18 protein-coding genes are annotated in these 17,470 nt (G+C 63.8%); 1 reads left to right on the top strand and 17 read right to left on the bottom strand.

Translation table 11 applies throughout. The features are described 5' to 3' along the window. Window positions 1-67 precede the first annotated feature (67 nt). From coaBC to pyrR, 11 genes are all read right to left on the bottom strand, one after another. A complete protein-coding gene (gene coaBC / locus ABHM97_RS06395) occupies window positions 68-1,315 on the bottom strand; it encodes a bifunctional phosphopantothenoylcysteine decarboxylase/phosphopantothenate--cysteine ligase CoaBC (protein ID WP_235520736.1) in 1,248 nt (415 codons plus the stop codon). A gap of 27 nt (window positions 1,316-1,342) precedes the next feature. Next, window positions 1,343-1,603 carry a DNA-directed RNA polymerase subunit omega gene (gene rpoZ / locus ABHM97_RS06390; protein ID WP_017197559.1) on the bottom strand — a complete coding sequence of 87 codons (261 nt, stop codon included), beginning with the start codon at window positions 1,601-1,603 and terminating at the stop codon, window positions 1,343-1,345. Between the two features lie 40 nt (window positions 1,604-1,643). Next, window positions 1,644-2,216 (bottom strand): guanylate kinase, encoded by a 573-nt coding sequence (gmk, locus tag ABHM97_RS06385; protein WP_257368010.1) that lies wholly within the window; start codon window positions 2,214-2,216, stop codon window positions 1,644-1,646. 21 nt (window positions 2,217-2,237) lie between these two features. Continuing rightward, entirely contained in the window at window positions 2,238-2,564 is a 327-nt protein-coding gene (gene mihF, locus ABHM97_RS06380) for an integration host factor, actinobacterial type (protein WP_211712304.1), read from the bottom strand. Window positions 2,565-2,661: 97 nt separating this feature from the next. Beyond that, a complete protein-coding gene (gene pyrF / locus ABHM97_RS06375; protein WP_349470002.1) occupies window positions 2,662-3,537 on the bottom strand; it encodes an orotidine-5'-phosphate decarboxylase in 876 nt (291 codons plus the stop codon). Further along, window positions 3,530-6,838 (bottom strand): carbamoyl-phosphate synthase large subunit, encoded by a 3,309-nt coding sequence (carB, locus tag ABHM97_RS06370; protein WP_257368007.1) that lies wholly within the window; start codon window positions 6,836-6,838, stop codon window positions 3,530-3,532. Before carB ends, pyrF begins: the two co-directional genes overlap by 8 nt. After that, complete coding sequence (gene carA, locus ABHM97_RS06365; RefSeq protein WP_349470001.1) at window positions 6,838-8,094, bottom strand: glutamine-hydrolyzing carbamoyl-phosphate synthase small subunit; 1,257 nt, start codon at window positions 8,092-8,094, stop codon at window positions 6,838-6,840. Before carA ends, carB begins: the two co-directional genes overlap by 1 nt. Next, on the bottom strand, window positions 8,075-8,596 hold the full coding sequence (locus ABHM97_RS06360; protein ID WP_284985760.1) for a PH-like domain-containing protein: 522 nt from the start codon (window positions 8,594-8,596) through the stop codon (window positions 8,075-8,077). Before ABHM97_RS06360 ends, carA begins: the two co-directional genes overlap by 20 nt. Then, window positions 8,596-9,921: a dihydroorotase gene (locus ABHM97_RS06355; protein WP_235520742.1), complete on the bottom strand. Its 1,326-nt coding sequence runs from the start codon at window positions 9,919-9,921 to the stop codon at window positions 8,596-8,598. Before ABHM97_RS06355 ends, ABHM97_RS06360 begins: the two co-directional genes overlap by 1 nt. Continuing rightward, complete coding sequence (locus ABHM97_RS06350; RefSeq protein ID WP_235520743.1) at window positions 9,921-10,928, bottom strand: aspartate carbamoyltransferase catalytic subunit; 1,008 nt, start codon at window positions 10,926-10,928, stop codon at window positions 9,921-9,923. Before ABHM97_RS06350 ends, ABHM97_RS06355 begins: the two co-directional genes overlap by 1 nt. Beyond that, on the bottom strand, window positions 10,925-11,509 hold the full coding sequence (gene pyrR, locus ABHM97_RS06345) for a bifunctional pyr operon transcriptional regulator/uracil phosphoribosyltransferase PyrR (RefSeq protein WP_349470000.1): 585 nt from the start codon (window positions 11,507-11,509) through the stop codon (window positions 10,925-10,927). The genes ABHM97_RS06350 and pyrR overlap by 4 nt, the downstream gene beginning before the upstream one ends. 155 nt (window positions 11,510-11,664) lie before the next feature. On the opposite strand from pyrR, the gene ABHM97_RS06340 reads away from it, so the two are divergent. Further along, window positions 11,665-12,897, top strand: a complete 1,233-nt coding sequence (locus tag ABHM97_RS06340; protein WP_349469998.1) for a PrsW family intramembrane metalloprotease — start codon at window positions 11,665-11,667, stop codon at window positions 12,895-12,897. Window positions 12,898-12,976: 79 nt separating this feature from the next. Here ABHM97_RS06340 and nusB read toward each other — a convergent pair whose 3' ends face one another. The 6 genes from nusB to aroC form a co-directional block, all read right to left on the bottom strand. Next, the gene (nusB, locus tag ABHM97_RS06335) at window positions 12,977-13,387 is read right to left on the bottom strand and encodes a transcription antitermination factor NusB (RefSeq protein ID WP_235520746.1); all 411 of its coding nucleotides are present in this window, start codon (window positions 13,385-13,387) and stop codon (window positions 12,977-12,979) included. Beyond that, window positions 13,387-13,950, bottom strand: a complete 564-nt coding sequence (gene efp / locus ABHM97_RS06330; protein WP_011774957.1) for an elongation factor P — start codon at window positions 13,948-13,950, stop codon at window positions 13,387-13,389. Before efp ends, nusB begins: the two co-directional genes overlap by 1 nt. A 155-nt stretch (window positions 13,951-14,105) precedes the next feature. Continuing rightward, window positions 14,106-14,627: a tetratricopeptide repeat protein gene (locus ABHM97_RS06325; RefSeq protein WP_349469996.1), complete on the bottom strand. Its 522-nt coding sequence runs from the start codon at window positions 14,625-14,627 to the stop codon at window positions 14,106-14,108. After that, window positions 14,624-15,715: a 3-dehydroquinate synthase gene (gene aroB, locus ABHM97_RS06320; protein ID WP_349469994.1), complete on the bottom strand. Its 1,092-nt coding sequence runs from the start codon at window positions 15,713-15,715 to the stop codon at window positions 14,624-14,626. The genes ABHM97_RS06325 and aroB overlap by 4 nt, the downstream gene beginning before the upstream one ends. Continuing rightward, complete coding sequence (locus ABHM97_RS06315) at window positions 15,712-16,269, bottom strand: shikimate kinase (protein WP_502921263.1); 558 nt, start codon at window positions 16,267-16,269, stop codon at window positions 15,712-15,714. Before ABHM97_RS06315 ends, aroB begins: the two co-directional genes overlap by 4 nt. Next, on the bottom strand, window positions 16,269-17,468 hold the full coding sequence (gene aroC, locus ABHM97_RS06310) for a chorismate synthase (RefSeq protein ID WP_349469991.1): 1,200 nt from the start codon (window positions 17,466-17,468) through the stop codon (window positions 16,269-16,271). Before aroC ends, ABHM97_RS06315 begins: the two co-directional genes overlap by 1 nt. Between the last annotated feature and the right edge of the window lie 2 nt (window positions 17,469-17,470).

Raw genomic sequence — 17,470 nt, 5'->3', positions numbered from 1 at the left:
TTACTGGGTTGCGGGACAGCGGAAACTTCCGTGTGTCCCTTTGCTAAGAATTCGGGTGTGGGTTCGGTTACACAGCGGGAAAAACCCGCGCAAGCTCGGCGCCCACCCGGTCGATCACGGCGGCCGCAACGTCGGCCTTGGAGCCTGCGGCGGACTCCGGTTCTGCCCCGTGGCCTGAAAGGATGACGACGGAGTTGTCGTCCTGGCCAAACACACGACCGATGCCAACATGGTTGACTACCAGGAGGTCGCAGCCCTTGCGCTTGAGCTTGGCTGTCGCGTGCTCCAGGACGTCTCCCTGGGCATCGCCCGTTTCGGCCGCGAAGCCCACGATCAGTTGCTTGCCACCTTCGGCGTTCCGCCGTTCAACGAGCTCGTGCAGGATATCCGGGTTCCGGACCAGGTGCACCAACGGTGCGTCCTCGCCGTCGACCTTCTTGATCTTGGTGTCTGAAACTTCCGCCGGACGGAAGTCCGCCACAGCCGCCGCCATAATCACGACGTCGGAATCGGCCGCCGCTTTCAGCGCCGCTTCCCGCAACTCCAAAGCAGACTCAACGCGGACAAGCTCGACGCCGGCCGGCGGCTCGACGTCCATATGGGCCGCAAGGAAACGGACAGTGGCTCCGGCGGACAGCGCGGCAGCGGCCAGGGCCGCGCCTTGCTTTCCCGATGAGCGGTTGCCCAGGAAGCGCACCGGATCCAAGGCTTCCCTGGTTCCGCCGGCGGAGATGGTCACGACGCGTCCGGCAAGGACGCCGGGGTGGCTGCCTTGAACTACAGGGGATTCCGCGCCGGCCAGCGCCATGGCAGCTGCGAAGATCGCTTCAGGTTCCGGCAGGCGGCCCGGACCCGAGTCTGCACCGGTGAGGCGCCCGGAGGCAGGCTCAAGGACTGTGACGCCGCGGCTGCGCAGCGTCTCCACGTTGGCCTGGGTTGCGGCGTGTTGCCACATTTCCGTGTGCATGGCCGGAGCAAAGAGGACAGGGCCGTGGGCCATGAGAAGCGTGTTGGTCAGGAGGTCCCCCGCCTGTCCGGTAGCTGCCTTGGCCAGGAGGTCGGCGGTGGCCGGAGCAACGACAATCAGGTCCGCCTCATGCCCCAGCCGGACGTGGTTGACCTTCTCCACGTCGTCAAAGACGCTGTTGCTCACCGGATTGCCCGAGAGGGCCTCCCATGTAGCCACACCAACAAAGCGGGTCGCCGCTTCGGTGGGAATGACTGTCACCTTGTGACCGGCTTCAGTAAAAAGCCGGAGGAGCGATGCAACCTTGTAGGCTGCGATCCCTCCCCCGACTCCGAGGACTATGCGCACGTGACCTCCGTCAACAGGCAGCCTGTTTTATTCTGCGGGCTCGATCGGCGTGGAGACCAGGAGGCCTTCGTTGATCTCGCGCAGGGCGATCGACAGCGACTTTTCGTTCAGCTTGGTGTCGACCAGCGGGCCAACGTACTCGAAGAGACCCTCGTGCAGCTGGGCGTAGTACGCGTTGATCTGGCGGGCACGCTTGGCGCCGAAGATCACCAGGCCGTACTTGGAATCGGCAGCCTCAAGCAGCGAATCGATCGGCGGGTTGATGATGCCTTCAAGGTTCGTGGACACGAATTCTCCAAATTCTAGCGGGCCAACAAATGCAGGCGCTTTAGCGCCCGTGCGGGGTAAGCCCCATGAGTGAAACAAGCTCGTCCGCTGCCCGGCGAACGTCGTCATTGATGACGGTGTGGTCAAACTCCGGTTCAGCAGCAAGTTCCAGTTTAGCGGTTTCCAGCCTGCGCTGCTGTTCCTCGGGGGTTTCGGTGCCCCGGCCCACCAGCCGACGCACCATTTCATCCCAGCTCGGCGGGGCCAGGAACACGAAATTGGCGTCAGGGACTGCCTCTTTCACCTGCCGGGCACCCTGCAGGTCGATCTCGAGCAACACCGACTTCCCTTCGGCAATCGCTGCATTCACCGTGCTGCGGAGGGTTCCGTACCGGTTGTGTCCGTGGACAACAGCCCATTCGAGAAGTTCACCCGCTGCAACCAGGTCATCAAATTCTTCAGCGGTCTTGAAGAAGTAGTGGACGCCGTCCTGCTCTCCCGGACGGGCGGCCCGGGTAGTTGCCGAGACTGAGAGCCAGACCTCCGGATAGTTGTCCCTGATGTAGGTTGAAACGGTTCCCTTGCCAACGGCAGTGGGGCCTGCAAGGACAGTCAGTCCAGGATTCTTGCTCACGGATTCCTTCGGGGAGATGCGTCAAACGCTTTGCTGGGTATCCATAAAATCTACCAGCGCCCGGGCCTGGTGAATTCCCAGCCCCCTGATCCGCCGGGATCCGGCGATTCCAATCTCCGCCATGATCCCGGCGGCCCTGACGGGTCCAATACCCGGCAGGGCCTCCAGCAATTCCACGACCCGCATGCGGGCTATCGCCTCATCGGTGGTGCCCGACGAGATCAGCTCGGCAATGCTCAGCTCACCGCGCTTGAGCCTTTCCTTGGCTGCCGCACGCACGGCGCGTGCCTTGGCAGCCTTTTCAAGGGCATCGGAACGTTCCTGCGGTGTCAGCTCTTTAAGGCCCACTGCCAAACCCCTGTCAGATCGAGATTGTGATCCAGATCACGCGGACTGATCCTGAACCTACCGGCAGGGGCCCGGTTGCGCAATGCAGCCAGGCAACTTACTCGGAACGGAGCCCATCCCTGGTCTGCTCGGTAGCAGCCCGCAAGGCCGTAACCGAGGGTCCAGCGGCCAGGATTCCCCGGCTCGATGTCGCGAGGACAGTCGGATACGCGGCCCCAAAAGTGGCACGGAGATCGGCGGGGGTAGCGCCCTGGGCACCGAGTCCCGGGGCCAGGATGGCACCACGGACCGGACCGAGGTCGATGTCGAGCTCCTCCAACGCCGAACCAATGGTGGCACCCACCACCAGGCCAATCGAACCCAGTACCCCGTCATAGCGCGCGTTCTCCGCGGCGGCCTCGGCCACAATGCGCCGGGCAACGGAATCAGCGCCGCCAACATGCTGGACGGACTTGCCCTCAGGGTTGGATGTTAACGCGAGCACAAACACTCCCCTGCCGTATTGGGCGGCGAGATCCAGCGCCGGACGCAGCGACTCAAAGCCCAGGTATGGGCTCAAGGTCACAGAGTCCGCGGCCAGCGATGACCCGTCCCGCAGCCAGGCATCGGCGTAGGCAGCCATCGTGGAGCCAATATCACCACGCTTGGCGTCAGCGATGCTCAGGACACCCGCATCCGAGGATGCGGCCAGGGTGCGCTCCAGCACTGCCATGCCGGCAGAGCCGTGCCGCTCGTACAGTGCCACTTGCGGCTTCACCGCGGCAGCGTGGGAACCCACGGCCTCCACCACCGTCAGCGAAAAGCGTTCCAGCCCGGCGGCGTCGTCGTTCAGTCCCCACTCAGCAAGGAGCTGCGGGTGCGGGTCGATCCCGACGCACAGCGGACCGCGGGCCGTCATGGCGGCAGCCAGCCGGGAGCCGAACGACTCCCGGACCGGCTGCTGTTCCACGTGTGGCGAAGCAGACTCAGGCATTGGCTGCTTCCACTGCCGCTGCCAGGTTGCCTGCGTGCTCCTGCAGGCTGGTCACGGACCATTCGTACGTCCGCAGCGCTTCAATGGCCTGCACAGCGGCGTTGAACTCGGCAACGGTGGTGATGCAAGGAATGCCGATGGACGTCGCTGCGGCACGGAGTTCGTACCCGTCGCTGCGGGCTTCGCCGCCTGAGGGCGTGTTGAAGACCATGTCGATCTCGCCGGCAACGACGAGGTCGGCGATGGTTCCTTCGCCTTCGGCACTGCTGCCCTCGGCGACCTTGCGCACCGGAGTGGCCTGGATGCCGTTGCGGCGCAGGACATCTGCCGTGCCACCGGTGGAGACGATCTCGAAACCGAGGTCCGAGAGGCGCTTGACGCCCATGATCACCGAACGCTTGTCACGGTTGGCGACCGAAACGAAGATCTTGCCTTCGGTGGGCAGTGCATTGTTGGCGGCAGCCTGGCTCTTGGCGAAGGCGGTGTCGAAGTGCTTATCGATACCCATGACCTCGCCGGTGGAGCGCATCTCCGGGCCGAGCAGCGAGTCAACGACCTTGCCCTCCGGCGTGCGGAAGCGGCTGAACGGCAGGACGGCTTCCTTGACGGCAACCGGCGCATCCAGGGGCAGCGTGGAGCCGTCCCCCGTCTCCGGCAGCATCTTGTAGGCAGTGCGGAGCTGGTTGATGGTGACACCCGTGCCGATGAGCGCCGCGGCCTTGGCCATCTGGACACCTGTGGCCTTGGAGACGAACGGAACCGTGCGGGAGGCCCGCGGGTTGGCTTCAAGGACGTACAGGACATCGGAAGCCAGCGCGAACTGGATGTTGATCAGGCCGCGGACACCCACGCCCTCAGCGATGGCACGCGTTGCGGTGCGCACGCGTTCGATCACGTTGTTGCCAAGGGTGATCGGAGGAAGCACGCAAGCAGAGTCACCGGAGTGGATGCCGGCCTCTTCGATGTGCTCCATGATGCCGCCGAGGTACATGTCGGTGCCGTCGAAGAGCGCGTCGACGTCGATTTCGACGGCGTCCTCAAGGAAGCGGTCGATCAGCACCGGGTGGTCCGGGGTGATCTCGGTGGCGTTGGCGATGTAGCGGGAGAGGTTGGCTTCGTCGTAGACGATCTCCATGCCACGGCCACCCAGGACGTAGGACGGGCGCACCAGGACCGGGTAGCCGATCTCATCTGCGATCTTCTTGGCGTCCTCGAAGGAGACGGCGGTGCCGTTCTTCGGGGAGGTCAAGCCGGCTTCGTCCAGCACGCGGGCGAAGGCGCCACGGTGCTCGGCGAGGTCGATGGCCTCAGGCGAGGTACCCAGGATCGGCACGCCGGCATCGGCGAGCTGCTGCGCCAGCTTGAGCGGGGTTTGGCCGCCGAGCTGGACGAAGACACCCATGACACCGCCGGTGCGTTCTTCTGCCGCGATGACCTCGAGGACGTCCTCAAGGGTCAGCGGTTCGAAGTACAGGCGCGTGGAGACGTCGTAGTCGGTGGAGACTGTCTCGGGGTTGCAGTTGACCATGACGGTCTCGTACCCGGCCTTGCGCAGGGCCATGGAGGCGTGCACGCAGGAGTAGTCGAACTCGATGCCCTGGCCAATGCGGTTGGGGCCGGAGCCGAGGATGATGACCGAGGGCTTGGCGTGCAGGCCCACCTCATCTTCTTCGTCATAGGACGAGTAGTGGTACGGAGTGTAAGCGGCGAACTCTGCAGCACAGGTGTCCACCGTCTTGTAGACCGGACGGATGCCCAGTGCCTGGCGGACACCACGGACCACTGCCTCATTGTTGTGCGTCAAAGCACCGATTTGCTCGTCGGAGAAACCGTGGCGCTTGGCATTGCGCAGCATTTCCTCGGTGAGCACGCCGGCCTTGCGGATCTGCTGCGCAGTCTCGTTGAGCAACTGCAGCTGGTCCAGGAACCAGGGGTCGATCTTGGTGGCCTCGAAGACCTCTTCCAGGCTTGCCCCGCCCAGGAGGGCCCGCTGCACCTGGTGCAGCCGGTCGGTGGTGGGACGCTTGGCCTTCTCAAGGAGCTCGGCAACTTCGTATTCGGGGACGGAGCTGAAGTCCAGCTGCGAGCCCTTCTGCTCCAGGGAACGCAGGGCCTTCTGCAGGGCCTCGGTGAAGTTGCGGCCCATGGCCATGGCCTCGCCGACGGACTTCATGGTGGTGGTGAGGGTGTTGTCCGCTGCCGGGAACTTCTCGAATGCGAAACGGGGAACCTTGACCACAACGTAGTCCAGGGTCGGCTCGAACGATGCCGGCGTCTTCTGGGTGATGTCGTTGGGGATCTCGTCAAGCGTGTAGCCCAGGGAGAGCTTGGTGGCGATCTTTGCGATCGCGAAACCTGTTGCCTTCGATGCCAGGGCCGAGGAGCGGGAAACGCGGGGGTTCATCTCGATGACCACCACGCGGCCCGTGGCAGGGTCGATAGCGAACTGGATGTTGCAGCCACCGGTGTCCACGCCGACTTCGCGGATGACGGCAATGGAGACGTCACGCAGCTTCTGGTACTCGCGGTCCGTCAGGGTCAGGGCCGGAGCTACCGTGATGGAGTCGCCGGTGTGGACGCCTACGGGATCGAAGTTCTCGATGGAGCACACAACAACGACGTTGTCGTTCTTGTCGCGCATCATCTCCAGCTCGTATTCCTTCCAGCCAAGGATGCTCTCTTCGAGCAGGACCTCGGTGGTGGGGCTGTACTGGAGGCCCTGGCCGACGATGCGGCGGAGGTCGTCCTCGTTGTACGCCAAGCCGGAGCCCAGGCCACCCATGGTGAAGGAAGGACGGACCACCATCGGGTACCCGAGGTCTTCCGCTGCCGCAAATGCTTCGTCCATGGTGTGGATGATGTGGCTGCGTGCGGACTCTGCGCCACAACGTTCCACCACGCCCTTGAACTTCTCGCGGTCTTCGCCGAGCTCGATGGCGGCAATGTTTGCACCAATGAGTTCCACGTTGTACTTCTCCAGCACACCGTTCTTGTCCAGTGCGATGGCGGTGTTCAGTGCCGTCTGGCCGCCCAGGGTGGGCAGGATGGCGTCCGGGCGCTCCTTGGCGATGATCTTCTCCACCACCTCGGGGGTGATGGGCTCAACGTAGGTGGCATCCGCGAACTCGGGGTCCGTCATGATGGTGGCGGGGTTGGAGTTCACGAGGATGACGCGCAGGCCTTCCTCCTTGAGGACACGAAGTGCCTGGGTGCCGGAGTAGTCGAACTCGGCAGCCTGGCCAATGACGATCGGGCCCGAACCAATGACGAGGACGCTCTTGAGATCTGTACGCTTGGGCATTACTTCTTGTCCTCAGTCTTGGAGTCGTTGGAGTCGTTGGAGTTTTCGCCTGTGGCCTGGGACTTGGTGTCGGCCATGAGGTCGATGAAGCGGTCAAAGAGGTAGGCGGCATCGTGCGGGCCAGCGGCGGCTTCGGGGTGGTACTGGACCGAGAACGCGGGGATGTCCAGGCAGGCGAGCCCTTCAACGACGTCGTCGTTCAGGGAAACGTGGCTGACTTCAACGCGGCCGTAGCGCTCTTCCGGTGCCACCGTGGCGCCGTTCAGCGGCGCGTCGACGGCAAAGCCGTGGTTCTGGGAGGTGATCTCCACCTTGCCCGTGCGGCGGTCCATGACGGGCTGGTTGATGCCGCGGTGGCCGTAACGGAGCTTGTACGTACCGAATCCGAGGGCGCGGCCGAGGATCTGGTTGCCGAAGCAGATACCGAAGTACGGCAGCTTCTCGTCCAGCACCGAACGCAGGAGCTTCACCTGGTGATCGGCCGTCGCGGGGTCGCCCGGGCCGTTGGACATGAAGAAACCGTCGGGCTTGACCGCGTTGACGTCCTCCACGGTAGACGTTGCCGGGAGGACGTGGACGCGCACGCCACGCTCGGCAAAGCGGACCGGGGTCATGGCCTTGATGCCCAGGTCCACAGCGGCGATGGAGAACCGCGGTTCGCCTTCCCAACCGTGGTCCTTGGGCTCAACAACGTAGGCCTCATCGATGGAGACTTCCTCGGCCAGGGCCGCGCCTTCCATCGGAGCACTCGCCAGGACTGCGTCCAGCAGCTCCTTGTCCGAGGCCTGGGCGGCTTCGCCGGAGAAGATGCCTGCGCGCATGGTCTTGTGCTCGCGGAGGTGGCGGGTGATGGCGCGGGTGTCCACGCCCTGGATGCCGACAACACCCTGCTCCGTCAGTTCGTCATCCAGCGAACGCTCGGAGCGCCAGTTGGAGGGTCGGCGTGCGGCGTCGCGCACAATGTACCCGGCCACCCAGATGCGGCGGGACTCGGCATCTTCACTGTTGACGCCCGTGTTGCCGATGTGCGGGGCGGTCTGGACGACCAGCTGACGCGCGTAAGAAGGGTCGGTAATGGTTTCCTGGTAACCGGTCATGCCGGTGGCGAATACCGCTTCACCGAGCGCGGTCCCCTGGGCGCCGTAGCTGCGGCCGCGGAACATGCGGCCGTCTTCGAGCACCAGCACTGCTGCTGAGGAGGTGAGGGTGGTGGCTGCTTTACTATCCGTCACTTTATTACTTTCCACTATCGGCATCTGCCTGAGGGGCTGCGGAGATCAATTCCTGGAGGGCTTCGAGGAGGAGCTGCTTGTCGGCTGCGTGCCTGGACCGGAAACCGGTGTCCAGTTCGCGGGTGCCCAGTTTCCAGCTGATGACCACGAGTCCGTCCTTTTCGACGAACTTCCCGGTCATGCCGTCTGCTGGGTGGCTGTCCTGCACAGCCGAGCGCGGGATAAAGACCGGGGCGGCGCCGGATCGGTCAAACAACACGCCTTCGGCGTGAATGCTCAGTTCCGCGTTGGTCCGGATGCCCAGGCCCTGGACGGCGATTCGGTCCAGCCAGTCGCCCGCGGTCGTGGTGGCCACGTATTGGCCATCTGCGACGACGGTGGCAGGGGTCAGCTGCTCCGGAACCTCGGGGAGGCGTTCGACGTCGGCTTGTCGCCTCAGTCGGTTCCGCCAACCCAGCCAGAGCATCGCCAGCACCACGGCGATCAACGGAACCGTGATGAGCACGGTCAATGTCTGGTTGTCCATCAGTTACCGCTGACTGCAGGGTAGCGGTACGGGGTGTTGAGTTTGCCGTCGAGGACAGTGGGGTGGCCCTTGAAGAATGTCGCCACCACTGAACCGGGCAGCTCTTTGCCCTTGAACGGTGAATTGCGGCCCATGGTTGCCATTTTATGGGGGTCGACGGTCCAACGCGCAGCCGGGTCCACCAAGATGACGTTGGCGGGCTCCCCGACGTCCAATGGGCGCCCTTGGTCGGCAACGCGTCCGATCACGGCCGGAGTGAACGAGGTAACCCTGGCGAAGTCTGCCCACGACATGAGGCCGGTTTCGATCATGGTTTCCTGCACCACCGAGAGCGCGGTCTCCAGGCCGGTCATGCCCATGGCTGCCTGTGCCCATTCACACTCTTTGTGCTCACTGGGGTGCGGAGCGTGGTCGGTGCCCACGACGTCGATGGTGCCATCGGCGAGGCCCTCGCGCAGCGCCTGCACATCAGCGTCCGTGCGGAGCGGCGGATTGACCTTGTACACGGGATCGTAGCTGCGGACCAGTTCGTCGGTCAGGAGCAGGTGGTGCGGGGTGACTTCAGCGGTGACGTTGATGCCGCGGGCCTTTGCCCAGCGTATTATCTCCACGGAACCGGCGGTGGAGACGTGGCAGACGTGCAGGCGGGAACCCACATGCTGGGCGAGCAGGACGTCGCGGGCAATGATGCTCTCCTCGGCCACGGCCGGCCACCCTGTCAGCCCCAGCACCGCCGAGACAGCGCCTTCGTTCATCTGTGCCCCGGCGGTAAGGCGGGGTTCCTGCGCGTGCTGGGCCACGACGCCGTCGAACGCTTTGACGTACTCCAGTGCGCGGCGCATGATGACGGGATCGTGGACGCAGATGCCGTCATCGGAGAACATCCGGACCTGGGCGCGTGAGTCCGCCATGGCACCGAGCTCGGCGAGCTGCTCGCCGGCCAGTCCCACGGTGACCGCGCCGACCGGACGGACGTCAACCCAACCGGACGCACGGCCCAGGCTGTGGACCTGCTCGACGACGCCGGCCGTGTCCGCCACCGGGTTGCTGTTGGCCATTGCATGCACGGCGGTAAAGCCACCCAGCGCAGCGGCCCGGGTTCCGGTCTCCACGGTTTCAGCGTCCTCGCGGCCCGGTTCGCGGAGGTGGGTGTGGACATCGACCATGCCCGGCAGCGCGATCAGGCCCTTGCCGTCAACGACCGTGGCGTCGCCGTCCGCGAGGTCCTTCCCGCGTGCTTCGATGATGCCGTCGCGGATCAACAGGTCCTCAGGTTCACCGCCGAGGATGGCTGCCCCACGAATCAGGTAGGTGTTCTCTGCCATCAGTTGGTCTCCTTGCTGGACTGGATTGCGTTCGGTGCAGCTTCGCGGGAATCCCCGGAGAGCAGCAGGTAAAGGGCGGCCATGCGGACCGAGACACCGTTGCGTACCTGCGCAAGCACAGTGGAACGCGGCGAATCCGCGGCGGCCGAGGAAATCTCCAGGCCGCGGTTCATGGGGCCGGGGTGCATGATGATGGTGTCCTTCATGCCAAGGTCATCCAGGGCACGCAGACGCGCGTCGTCGAAACCCCAGCGGCGCGAGTACTCGCGGGTTGATGGGAAGAACGACGCGTTCATCCGCTCACCCTGGACACGCAGCATCATCATGGCGTCGATGCCGGCTTCCAAGGTCTCGTCCAGGTTGTAGCTGACCTTGCAGGGCCAGTGCTCGACGCCGATGGGCAGCAGGGTGGGTGGCGCCACCAAGGTGACGTCAGCCCCAAGGGTCTTCAGCAACCAGACGTTGGAACGGGCCACCCGGGAGTGCAGGACGTCACCGGCGATTGCCACGCGCATGCCCTTAAGATCGGCTCCTGTGGAGGCCGTTCCCTTGAGCTGGGCCCAGTGCCGGCGCATGGTGAACGCGTCCAGGAGTGCCTGCGTGGGGTGTTCGTGGGTGCCGTCACCGGCGTTGATCACGGCAGCGTCGATCCAGTCCGTCGCTGCGAGGCGATGGGGTGCCCCGGAGGCCCAGTGGCGGATGACCACCGCGTCAGCGCCCATGGCAGCCAACGTCTGCGCGGTGTCCTTGAGCGACTCGCCCTTGGACACCGATGAACCCTTGGCTGCGAAGTTGATGACGTCAGCGGACAGGCGTTTGGCTGCGGCTTCGAAGGAGATGCGCGTACGTGTGGAGTCCTCGAAGAAAAGGTTGACGACTGTCCTGCCGCGCAAGGCAGGAAGCTTCTTCACTTCACGCTCGCCCACTGCCGACATTTCCTCGGCTGTATCCAGGACCCGGATGGCATCGAAGGCGCTGAGGTTCTCGGTGGAAAGGAGGTGCTTCACTGGCCGGCCTCGATCACTACTTCGTTGACGGGCACGCCATCCACGGTGTCGATTTCCTCCAGGTGGACCCGGACCTTTTCGGAACTTGAAGTCGGCAGGTTCTTGCCAACGTGGTCTGCGCGGATCGGCAGCTCCCGGTGGCCCCGGTCCACCAAAACGGCCAAACGGACAATCCTCGGGCGGCCAAGGTCAACCAAGGCATCCAGTGCGGCCCGGATGGTACGTCCCGAATACAGGACGTCATCGATCAGGACAACAACTTTGTTGTCAATCCCCGACAAGGGCAGGCGGGTGTGGCGCGGGGGCCGGGTGGGCTGGTGCGAGAGATCGTCACGGAACATGGTGACATCCAGTTGGCCGACAATCGTTTCGGCGTTGACCGTGGGGTCGGCAGCTGCGATTTTGTTGGCGAGCCGCACGGCCAAAGGGTAGCCGCGGCTGGGAATGCCCAAAAGAACCAGATCCTGGGGGCCCTTGTTGGCTTCAAGGATCTCGTGGGCGATACGAGTGAGCGCACGGTCAATGTCCGCCTGGTTGAGGACAACCCGCGACGGCAGGTGCGCTGAAGTGACTTCAGTCATCGCTCGTCTCCCCTTTCCCCGCCTCACGGGACGGAATTAAAAAAGGAATATTTGCTTTTCCAAGCTACCACAACGGCAGTTTCCCGCTTCACCCGAGGGCGCCGGGCGGGACGAGTTTAAGCTCACATTCCCCGCCGTGGAATAGGCTCAGTCCCATGACCATGAACCCTCACGGCCAACCCTATCGGCGGCCCTATGTGGAACCCGGCGCCAACCCCACCTGGATGGGGCGGGTGCAGCCCGCCAACTACCAGCACGCTCCAGGCAATCCGGCATCACTCCCCCAACAAACCTGGGCAATGCCGCCGGCGCCGAAACGGTCCATGGGCACACTTCCGCTGGTCATCGGTGGCGGGATCCTGGCACTTGCCAGCCTGCTGCTGGTTCTCCCCTTCCTTCTGGGCAACACGGGAATCACCGGCTTCGTGATTGGCTTCGTCGCCTCCCTCATTCCGTTGACCGTGGTGCTGCTCACCGTCCGCCTCATTGATCGCTGGGAGCCGGAACCAAAGCGGCTCCTTTGGTTCGCCTTCACGTGGGGCGCTGCCGTGTCCATCGCAGGCACGCTGCTGATCCAGCCCTTGTTCGCGCTGGCCGCACCCACCAGCAGCGAAGAAGCCTTCACCTACTTCATGGCCACCGTCCAGGCGCCAATCGTCGAGGAGTTCACCAAGTCGCTGGGACTGCTGGTACTGATCCTCGCGGCCCGGAAATACTTTGACGGTCCCGTGGACGGCGTTGTCTTTGCCTTCACCATCGCCGCCGGATTCGCGTTCACGGAAAATATCCTCTATTTCGGGCGGGAGATTGCCTCGTCGACCGATCCCGGCACCGACTTCGTACGGATTTTTATCCTCCGCGGACTCATGTCGCCATTCGCCCACGCCGTGTTCACTGGCACCACCGGACTGATCATGGGCTTCGCCGCCCGCAGATGGCATCCCGGCTATGCAGTGCTGGCGTTCTTCGTGGGTTTGTTGCCGGCCATGTTCTTGCACAACCGATGGAACAGCATGGGCCAGGACTTCCTGGTGGAGTACTTCGTGGTGCAGGTTCCCATTTTCCTGACGGCAACTGTGGGGATCATCCTGCTTCGCGTGGCCGAGGGGAAGCTCACGCGCCAAAGACTCCTCGAATACGCCCGCGCGGGATGGTTCACACCCGCTGAAGTGGAGATGCTTGGCACGTCCAGGGGCCGGCGCCAGGCCCTGCGCTGGGCGTCGTCCCGGGGAAGGACAGCGCAAATGCGGAACTTCATCAAAGGGGCCACGGCTTTGGCCTTCACCCGTCAGCGCATCCTTAGCGGACGTGACGTACCGGTCCACCAACACGACGAACTCGAGCACCTTCGCGCCATACCTGCCCTGAGGGCGGCAGTCCTCCAATAGTGCGTGGACGGATCCCGGACAAAAAAGGACCCGCTTCCCGGTTTCCCGGGAAGCGGGTCCTTCCAACCTTTGCCGCCGATCAGGCCAGCAGTGAAGGCTTGAGCTTCTGCAAACGGCCGAGCAGGCCATTAATGAAGGCCGGCGACTCGTCCGTGGACATCGTCTTGGCGAGGGCGACGGCCTCGCTGACGGCTACGCCATCAGGGACTTCGTCGTTGTAGAGCAGTTCCCATGCGCCGATACGGAGGATAATCAGGTCCACGGACGGCATCCGCTCCAGAGTCCAGCCTTGGGCGTACGTCTCAAGGAATTCGTCAATGGTCCCCTGCATGGAGACCACGCCTTCAACGATTTCGACCGTGTAGGGGTTGATCACGAGGTCTGTCTTCTCCCGGCGCGCCTTGAGCGCATCGAAAGCCGAGACGGAACGCTGCTCCGCTTCGAAAAGTACTTCCAGAGCCCTGCTACGGGCTTTACCGCGGGCGCTCACTAGTCGTTGACCCGGCCCAGGTAGCTGCCATCGCGGGTGTCGACCTTGACCTTGGTGCCCTGTTCGACGAACAGGGGTACCTGGATCTCGTAGCCGGTTTCAACAGTGGCAGGCTTGGTGCCTGCGGAAGAACGGTCACCCTGGAGGCCGGGCTCCGTGTAGGTGATTTCGAGGACGACGCTCGGGGGCAGTTCGATGTAGAGCGGGGTGCCCTCGTGGATGGCGATATTGACCATCTGGTTCTCGAGCATGAAGTTGGTGGCGTCGCCTACCGTTGCACCGGAGACGGTGATCTGGTCGTAGTCCTGGGTATCCATGAACACGAAGTCTTCGCCGTCCTGGTACAGGTACTGGTAGTCGCGGCGGTCAACCGTTGCGGTTTCGATTTTCAGGCCGGCGTTGAAGGTCTTGTCGACCACCTTGCCGGACATGACGTTGCGCATTTTGGTGCGGACGAAGGCGCCGCCTTTGCCCGGCTTGACGTGCTGGAACTCAATGATGTTCCAGAGCTGGCCCTCGAGCTTCAGTACGGTCCCGTTCTTGATGTCGTTTGTGGTTGCCACTCGTATCCTCTGGTTAATCGCACTGGTTCTAGCTGCCAGCTATCTATGCCAAGCAGGCGTGCCAATCGGCGCGCCAGCGCGTATTTATCAAAAATCCAAAAACCATTCTACCGGCAAAACCGGCCGAGGCTTGCGGGCAGCGTTTCCGGTGGCTCCTAGGAAGCCAGTTCCAGCACGTTCCGGGCGCGCTGCAGGGCCACTGCGGACGAGTAGATGAGCGCGGCATCAGCAGCCATCGCCACGCGCAGGTCCAAGGCCTTGGCGAACTCTTCCGACGCCGCCAGCGCGTTCCCACTGACAAAGTAGGCACGGCCAAGGTACTGGTGGACGATCGCTTCCTTGGAACTGCCCTGGACATCATGCAGCAAGTGCTTGAACAACTGCACGGCCCGGTCCAGGCGATGGGTGGCCCGGTGCACTTCGGCTTCGAAGATCCGGAGGCGGAATGACTCGGGGTCCTTATAGCGGGCCTCGGCAAGGAGCTCAGCGGCTTCGTTTGGCTGGTTATCGAGCAGGAGGGCCATGATCCTGTCTGCCGGATCCCCGGAGGCCGCCAGTGCTGCTTCCATTGCTTCTTCGTTGACGACGACGGGAAGCAGCGTGTCCGGGTTCATGCGCACGCCCGGGAAACCGGCTGTCGGCCAATCGCTCACGCCGTCCTGCAGGGCGATGGTCATGATGCGATTTCCTGGTAGGCCGCAAACAAGAGCGAAGTGTCAGGAACATCCAGGATGCCCGGCTTGGCGATGCCGTCAAGGACAACAAAGCGCAAAAGGTCGCCACGGGACTTCTTGTCCCGGCGCATACCATCCAGCAAACCCTGCCAGCGGTCCCTGCGGTAGGTGATCGGCAGGCCCAGGCTCTCCAGGATGGTCTGGTGCCGGTCGGCGTCGGCATCGGACAGGCGGCCCACGCTGCGGGACAGCTCGGCGGCGAACATCATGCCCACCGATACAGCGGCACCGTGACGCCAGGAGTAGCGCTCAACCAGCTCGATGGCGTGGCCCAGAGTGTGCCCGTAGTTGAGGATCTCGCGAAGACCGGATTCCTTCAGGTCCTGGGACACGACGTTGGCCTTGACGGAGATTGCCCGCTCAATAAGCTCACGGACAACGTCGGAGCCGGCATCCATAGCGGCCTCGGTCTTGTTTTCCAGCAAGTCCAGGATCACGGGATCGGCGATGAAACCGCACTTGATCACTTCGGCCATGCCGGAAATAAGCTCATTCTTGGGCAGGGTCTGGAGCGTGTCGAGATCAACAAGCACGGCCGCCGGCGGGTGGAAGGAGCCTACGAGGTTCTTGCCCTCTGCGGTGTTGATACCGGTCTTGCCACCAACCGAAGCATCCACCATGCCCAGGAGGCTGGTGGGCATGTGGATGACCTTGACGCCCCGGAGCCACGTCGCTGCCACAAAGCCCGCCAGGTCGGTCACTGCCCCGCCGCCCACGGCAACGATGGCGTCCGATCGGGTGAAGTCGTTTTGTCCCAGCACCTGCCAGCAGAAGGCGGCAACCTGAATGTGCTTGCCTTCCTCGGCGTCCGGGATCTCCGCCGTGAGCGCCGTGAAACCGGCAGCCTCAAGCTCGTCACGGACGGTATCGCCTGTCAGGCGCAAGGCACGTGGGTGGATGACCAGGACCCGTCGAACACGCTCACCGAGCTTGGCCGGCAAGGACTCCAGAAGGCCGCGGCCCACCACGACGTCGTAGTTTTCGCTGGCGGCCTGTCCAGTCACCTTGATGACCGTTGCTTCGTTGCTCACTTTTCAACTTCCTGTTTCAAGGCTGCATGGTCGCGCAGCCGCGCCTCCAGCTGGAGGCCGATTTCCGCCACGGATCCTGCGCGCACATCAATGACCAGGTCCGCGAGACGTTCGTAGACGGGACGCCGGGTGGCAAATAGCAATTCCCAGCGTTCCATGGCGTCACCCTGCAGCAAAGGCCTCCCAGTGTTGCGCGCAATCCGGTCGGCGACCGTTTCCGCGTCGCATTCGAGGTAAACCACAGTGCACTCGCCCAGCAGTTGTTGGGTGCCGGTGTCCAGGACCGCTCCCCCGCCAAGGGAGATAATGGCCGGCTGCGCCTTGGCTGACTCGATGGACTTCGCCACGGCACGTGCTTCAATTTCACGGAACGCGTGCTCCCCGCGTCCAGCGAAAATGTCTGCAATGCTGCCATGTGCGGCAACAACCACTGCGTCGGTATCCACGAAGGGCAGACCCAGCTGCTGCGCAAGTTGCTGGCCTATGGCCGATTTACCGACGGCCATTGGACCCACCAGGACGACAGGGCGGCCAGGCCGGATATCGGGGACCACTACCGGCCGACCGAGTCCAGGGTGGCCGGGATGCTGTCGAGGTAGCTCCTCAGGTTGCGCTGCGTTTCGGCAACGGAGTCGCCGCCGAATTTCTCGGCAATGGCTTCGGCGAGAACGAGGGCAACCATGGCTTCGGCCACCACGCCCGCGGCGGGCACCGCACAGACGTCCGAACGCTGGTGGTGGGCCTTGGCAGGCTCTCCGGTGCTGACATCGATGGTGCGAAGCGCACGCGGAACCGTGGCGATCGGCTTCATGGCGGCGCGAACCCGCAGGACCTCGCCTATGCTCATGCCACCTTCAATGCCACCGGCACGATTGGTCTGGCGGACGATCCTGCCATTCTCGTCCTTGAGGATTTCGTCGTGGGCAGCCGAGCCGCGTCGGGCAGCGGTCAGGAAGCCGTCCCCAACCTCCACGCCCTTGATGGCCTGGATACCCATTAGTGCTGCGGCCAACCGCGAGTCTAGCCGACGGTCCCAGTGCACGTAGCTGCCCAGTCCAGGCGGAAGCCCGTAGGCGAGCACTTCGACAACCCCGCCCAGGGTTTCGCCTTCCTTGTGGGCAGCATCCACCTCGGCAACCATCGCGTCCGAGGTTTCGCGGTCGAAGCAGCGCAGGGGGTCGGCGTCAAGCGCCAGAACGTCCTTGGGCAGCGGCAGCGGCCGCCCTTCCGGAACTGTCACGCTGGCAATGGAAACAGTGTGGCTCACCAACTCGACGCCCAACTGCTTCAGGAACTGGGCCGCGACAGTGCCAAGGGCAACGCGGGTGGCAGTTTCCCGGGCGCTTGCACGCTCAAGGACCGGACGGGCTTCGTCGAAGCCGTACTTTTGCATGCCCGTGAAGTCGGCATGGCCGGGACGGGGCCGGGTCAAGGGAGCGTTGCGTGCCTGGTCGGCGAGCACTTCGGGGTCCACGGGATCAGCAGCCATGATCTGCTCCCACTTGGGCCACTCAGTGTTGCCCACCTGGATGGCGACTGGGCCACCCTGGGTCAGGCCGTGCCGGACGCCACCCATGATGGTGACCTCATCCTGCTCGAACTTCATTCGGGCACCACGTCCGTAGCCCAGGCGGCGACGCGCCAGCGCGTCGCGAATCTGCCCACTGGTGAGTTCAACACCGGCGGGCACGCCTTCAACAATTCCGATCAGAGCCGGACCGTGGGATTCACCGGCAGTCAACCAACGCAACATAT

The organism is Paenarthrobacter sp. CAP02 (assembly GCF_040137855.1).
Taxonomy (GTDB): Bacteria; Actinomycetota; Actinomycetes; order Actinomycetales; family Micrococcaceae; genus Arthrobacter.
Note: the sequence above shows the minus strand (reverse complement) of the source record. Positions and strands in the feature narration are given on the sequence as shown.

Excerpts from the sequence above, each read along its gene's own strand:
- ABHM97_RS06325 (WP_349469996.1), bottom strand. The coding sequence starts at position 14,627 with ATGACCATCGCCCTGCAGGACGGCGTGAGCGATTGGCCGACAGCCGGT.
- aroC (WP_349469991.1), bottom strand. The coding sequence starts at position 17,468 with ATGTTGCGTTGGTTGACTGCCGGTGAATCCCACGGTCCGGCTCTGATC.
- ABHM97_RS06340 (WP_349469998.1), top strand. The coding sequence starts at position 11,665 with ATGACCATGAACCCTCACGGCCAACCCTATCGGCGGCCCTATGTGGAA.
- carB (WP_257368007.1), bottom strand. The coding sequence starts at position 6,838 with ATGCCCAAGCGTACAGATCTCAAGAGCGTCCTCGTCATTGGTTCGGGC.
- carA (WP_349470001.1), bottom strand. The coding sequence starts at position 8,094 with ATGCCGATAGTGGAAAGTAATAAAGTGACGGATAGTAAAGCAGCCACC.
- ABHM97_RS06360 (WP_284985760.1), bottom strand. The coding sequence starts at position 8,596 with ATGGACAACCAGACATTGACCGTGCTCATCACGGTTCCGTTGATCGCC.
- pyrR (WP_349470000.1), bottom strand. The coding sequence starts at position 11,509 with ATGACTGAAGTCACTTCAGCGCACCTGCCGTCGCGGGTTGTCCTCAAC.
- ABHM97_RS06355 (WP_235520742.1), bottom strand. The coding sequence starts at position 9,921 with ATGGCAGAGAACACCTACCTGATTCGTGGGGCAGCCATCCTCGGCGGT.
- pyrF (WP_349470002.1), bottom strand. The coding sequence starts at position 3,537 with ATGCCTGAGTCTGCTTCGCCACACGTGGAACAGCAGCCGGTCCGGGAG.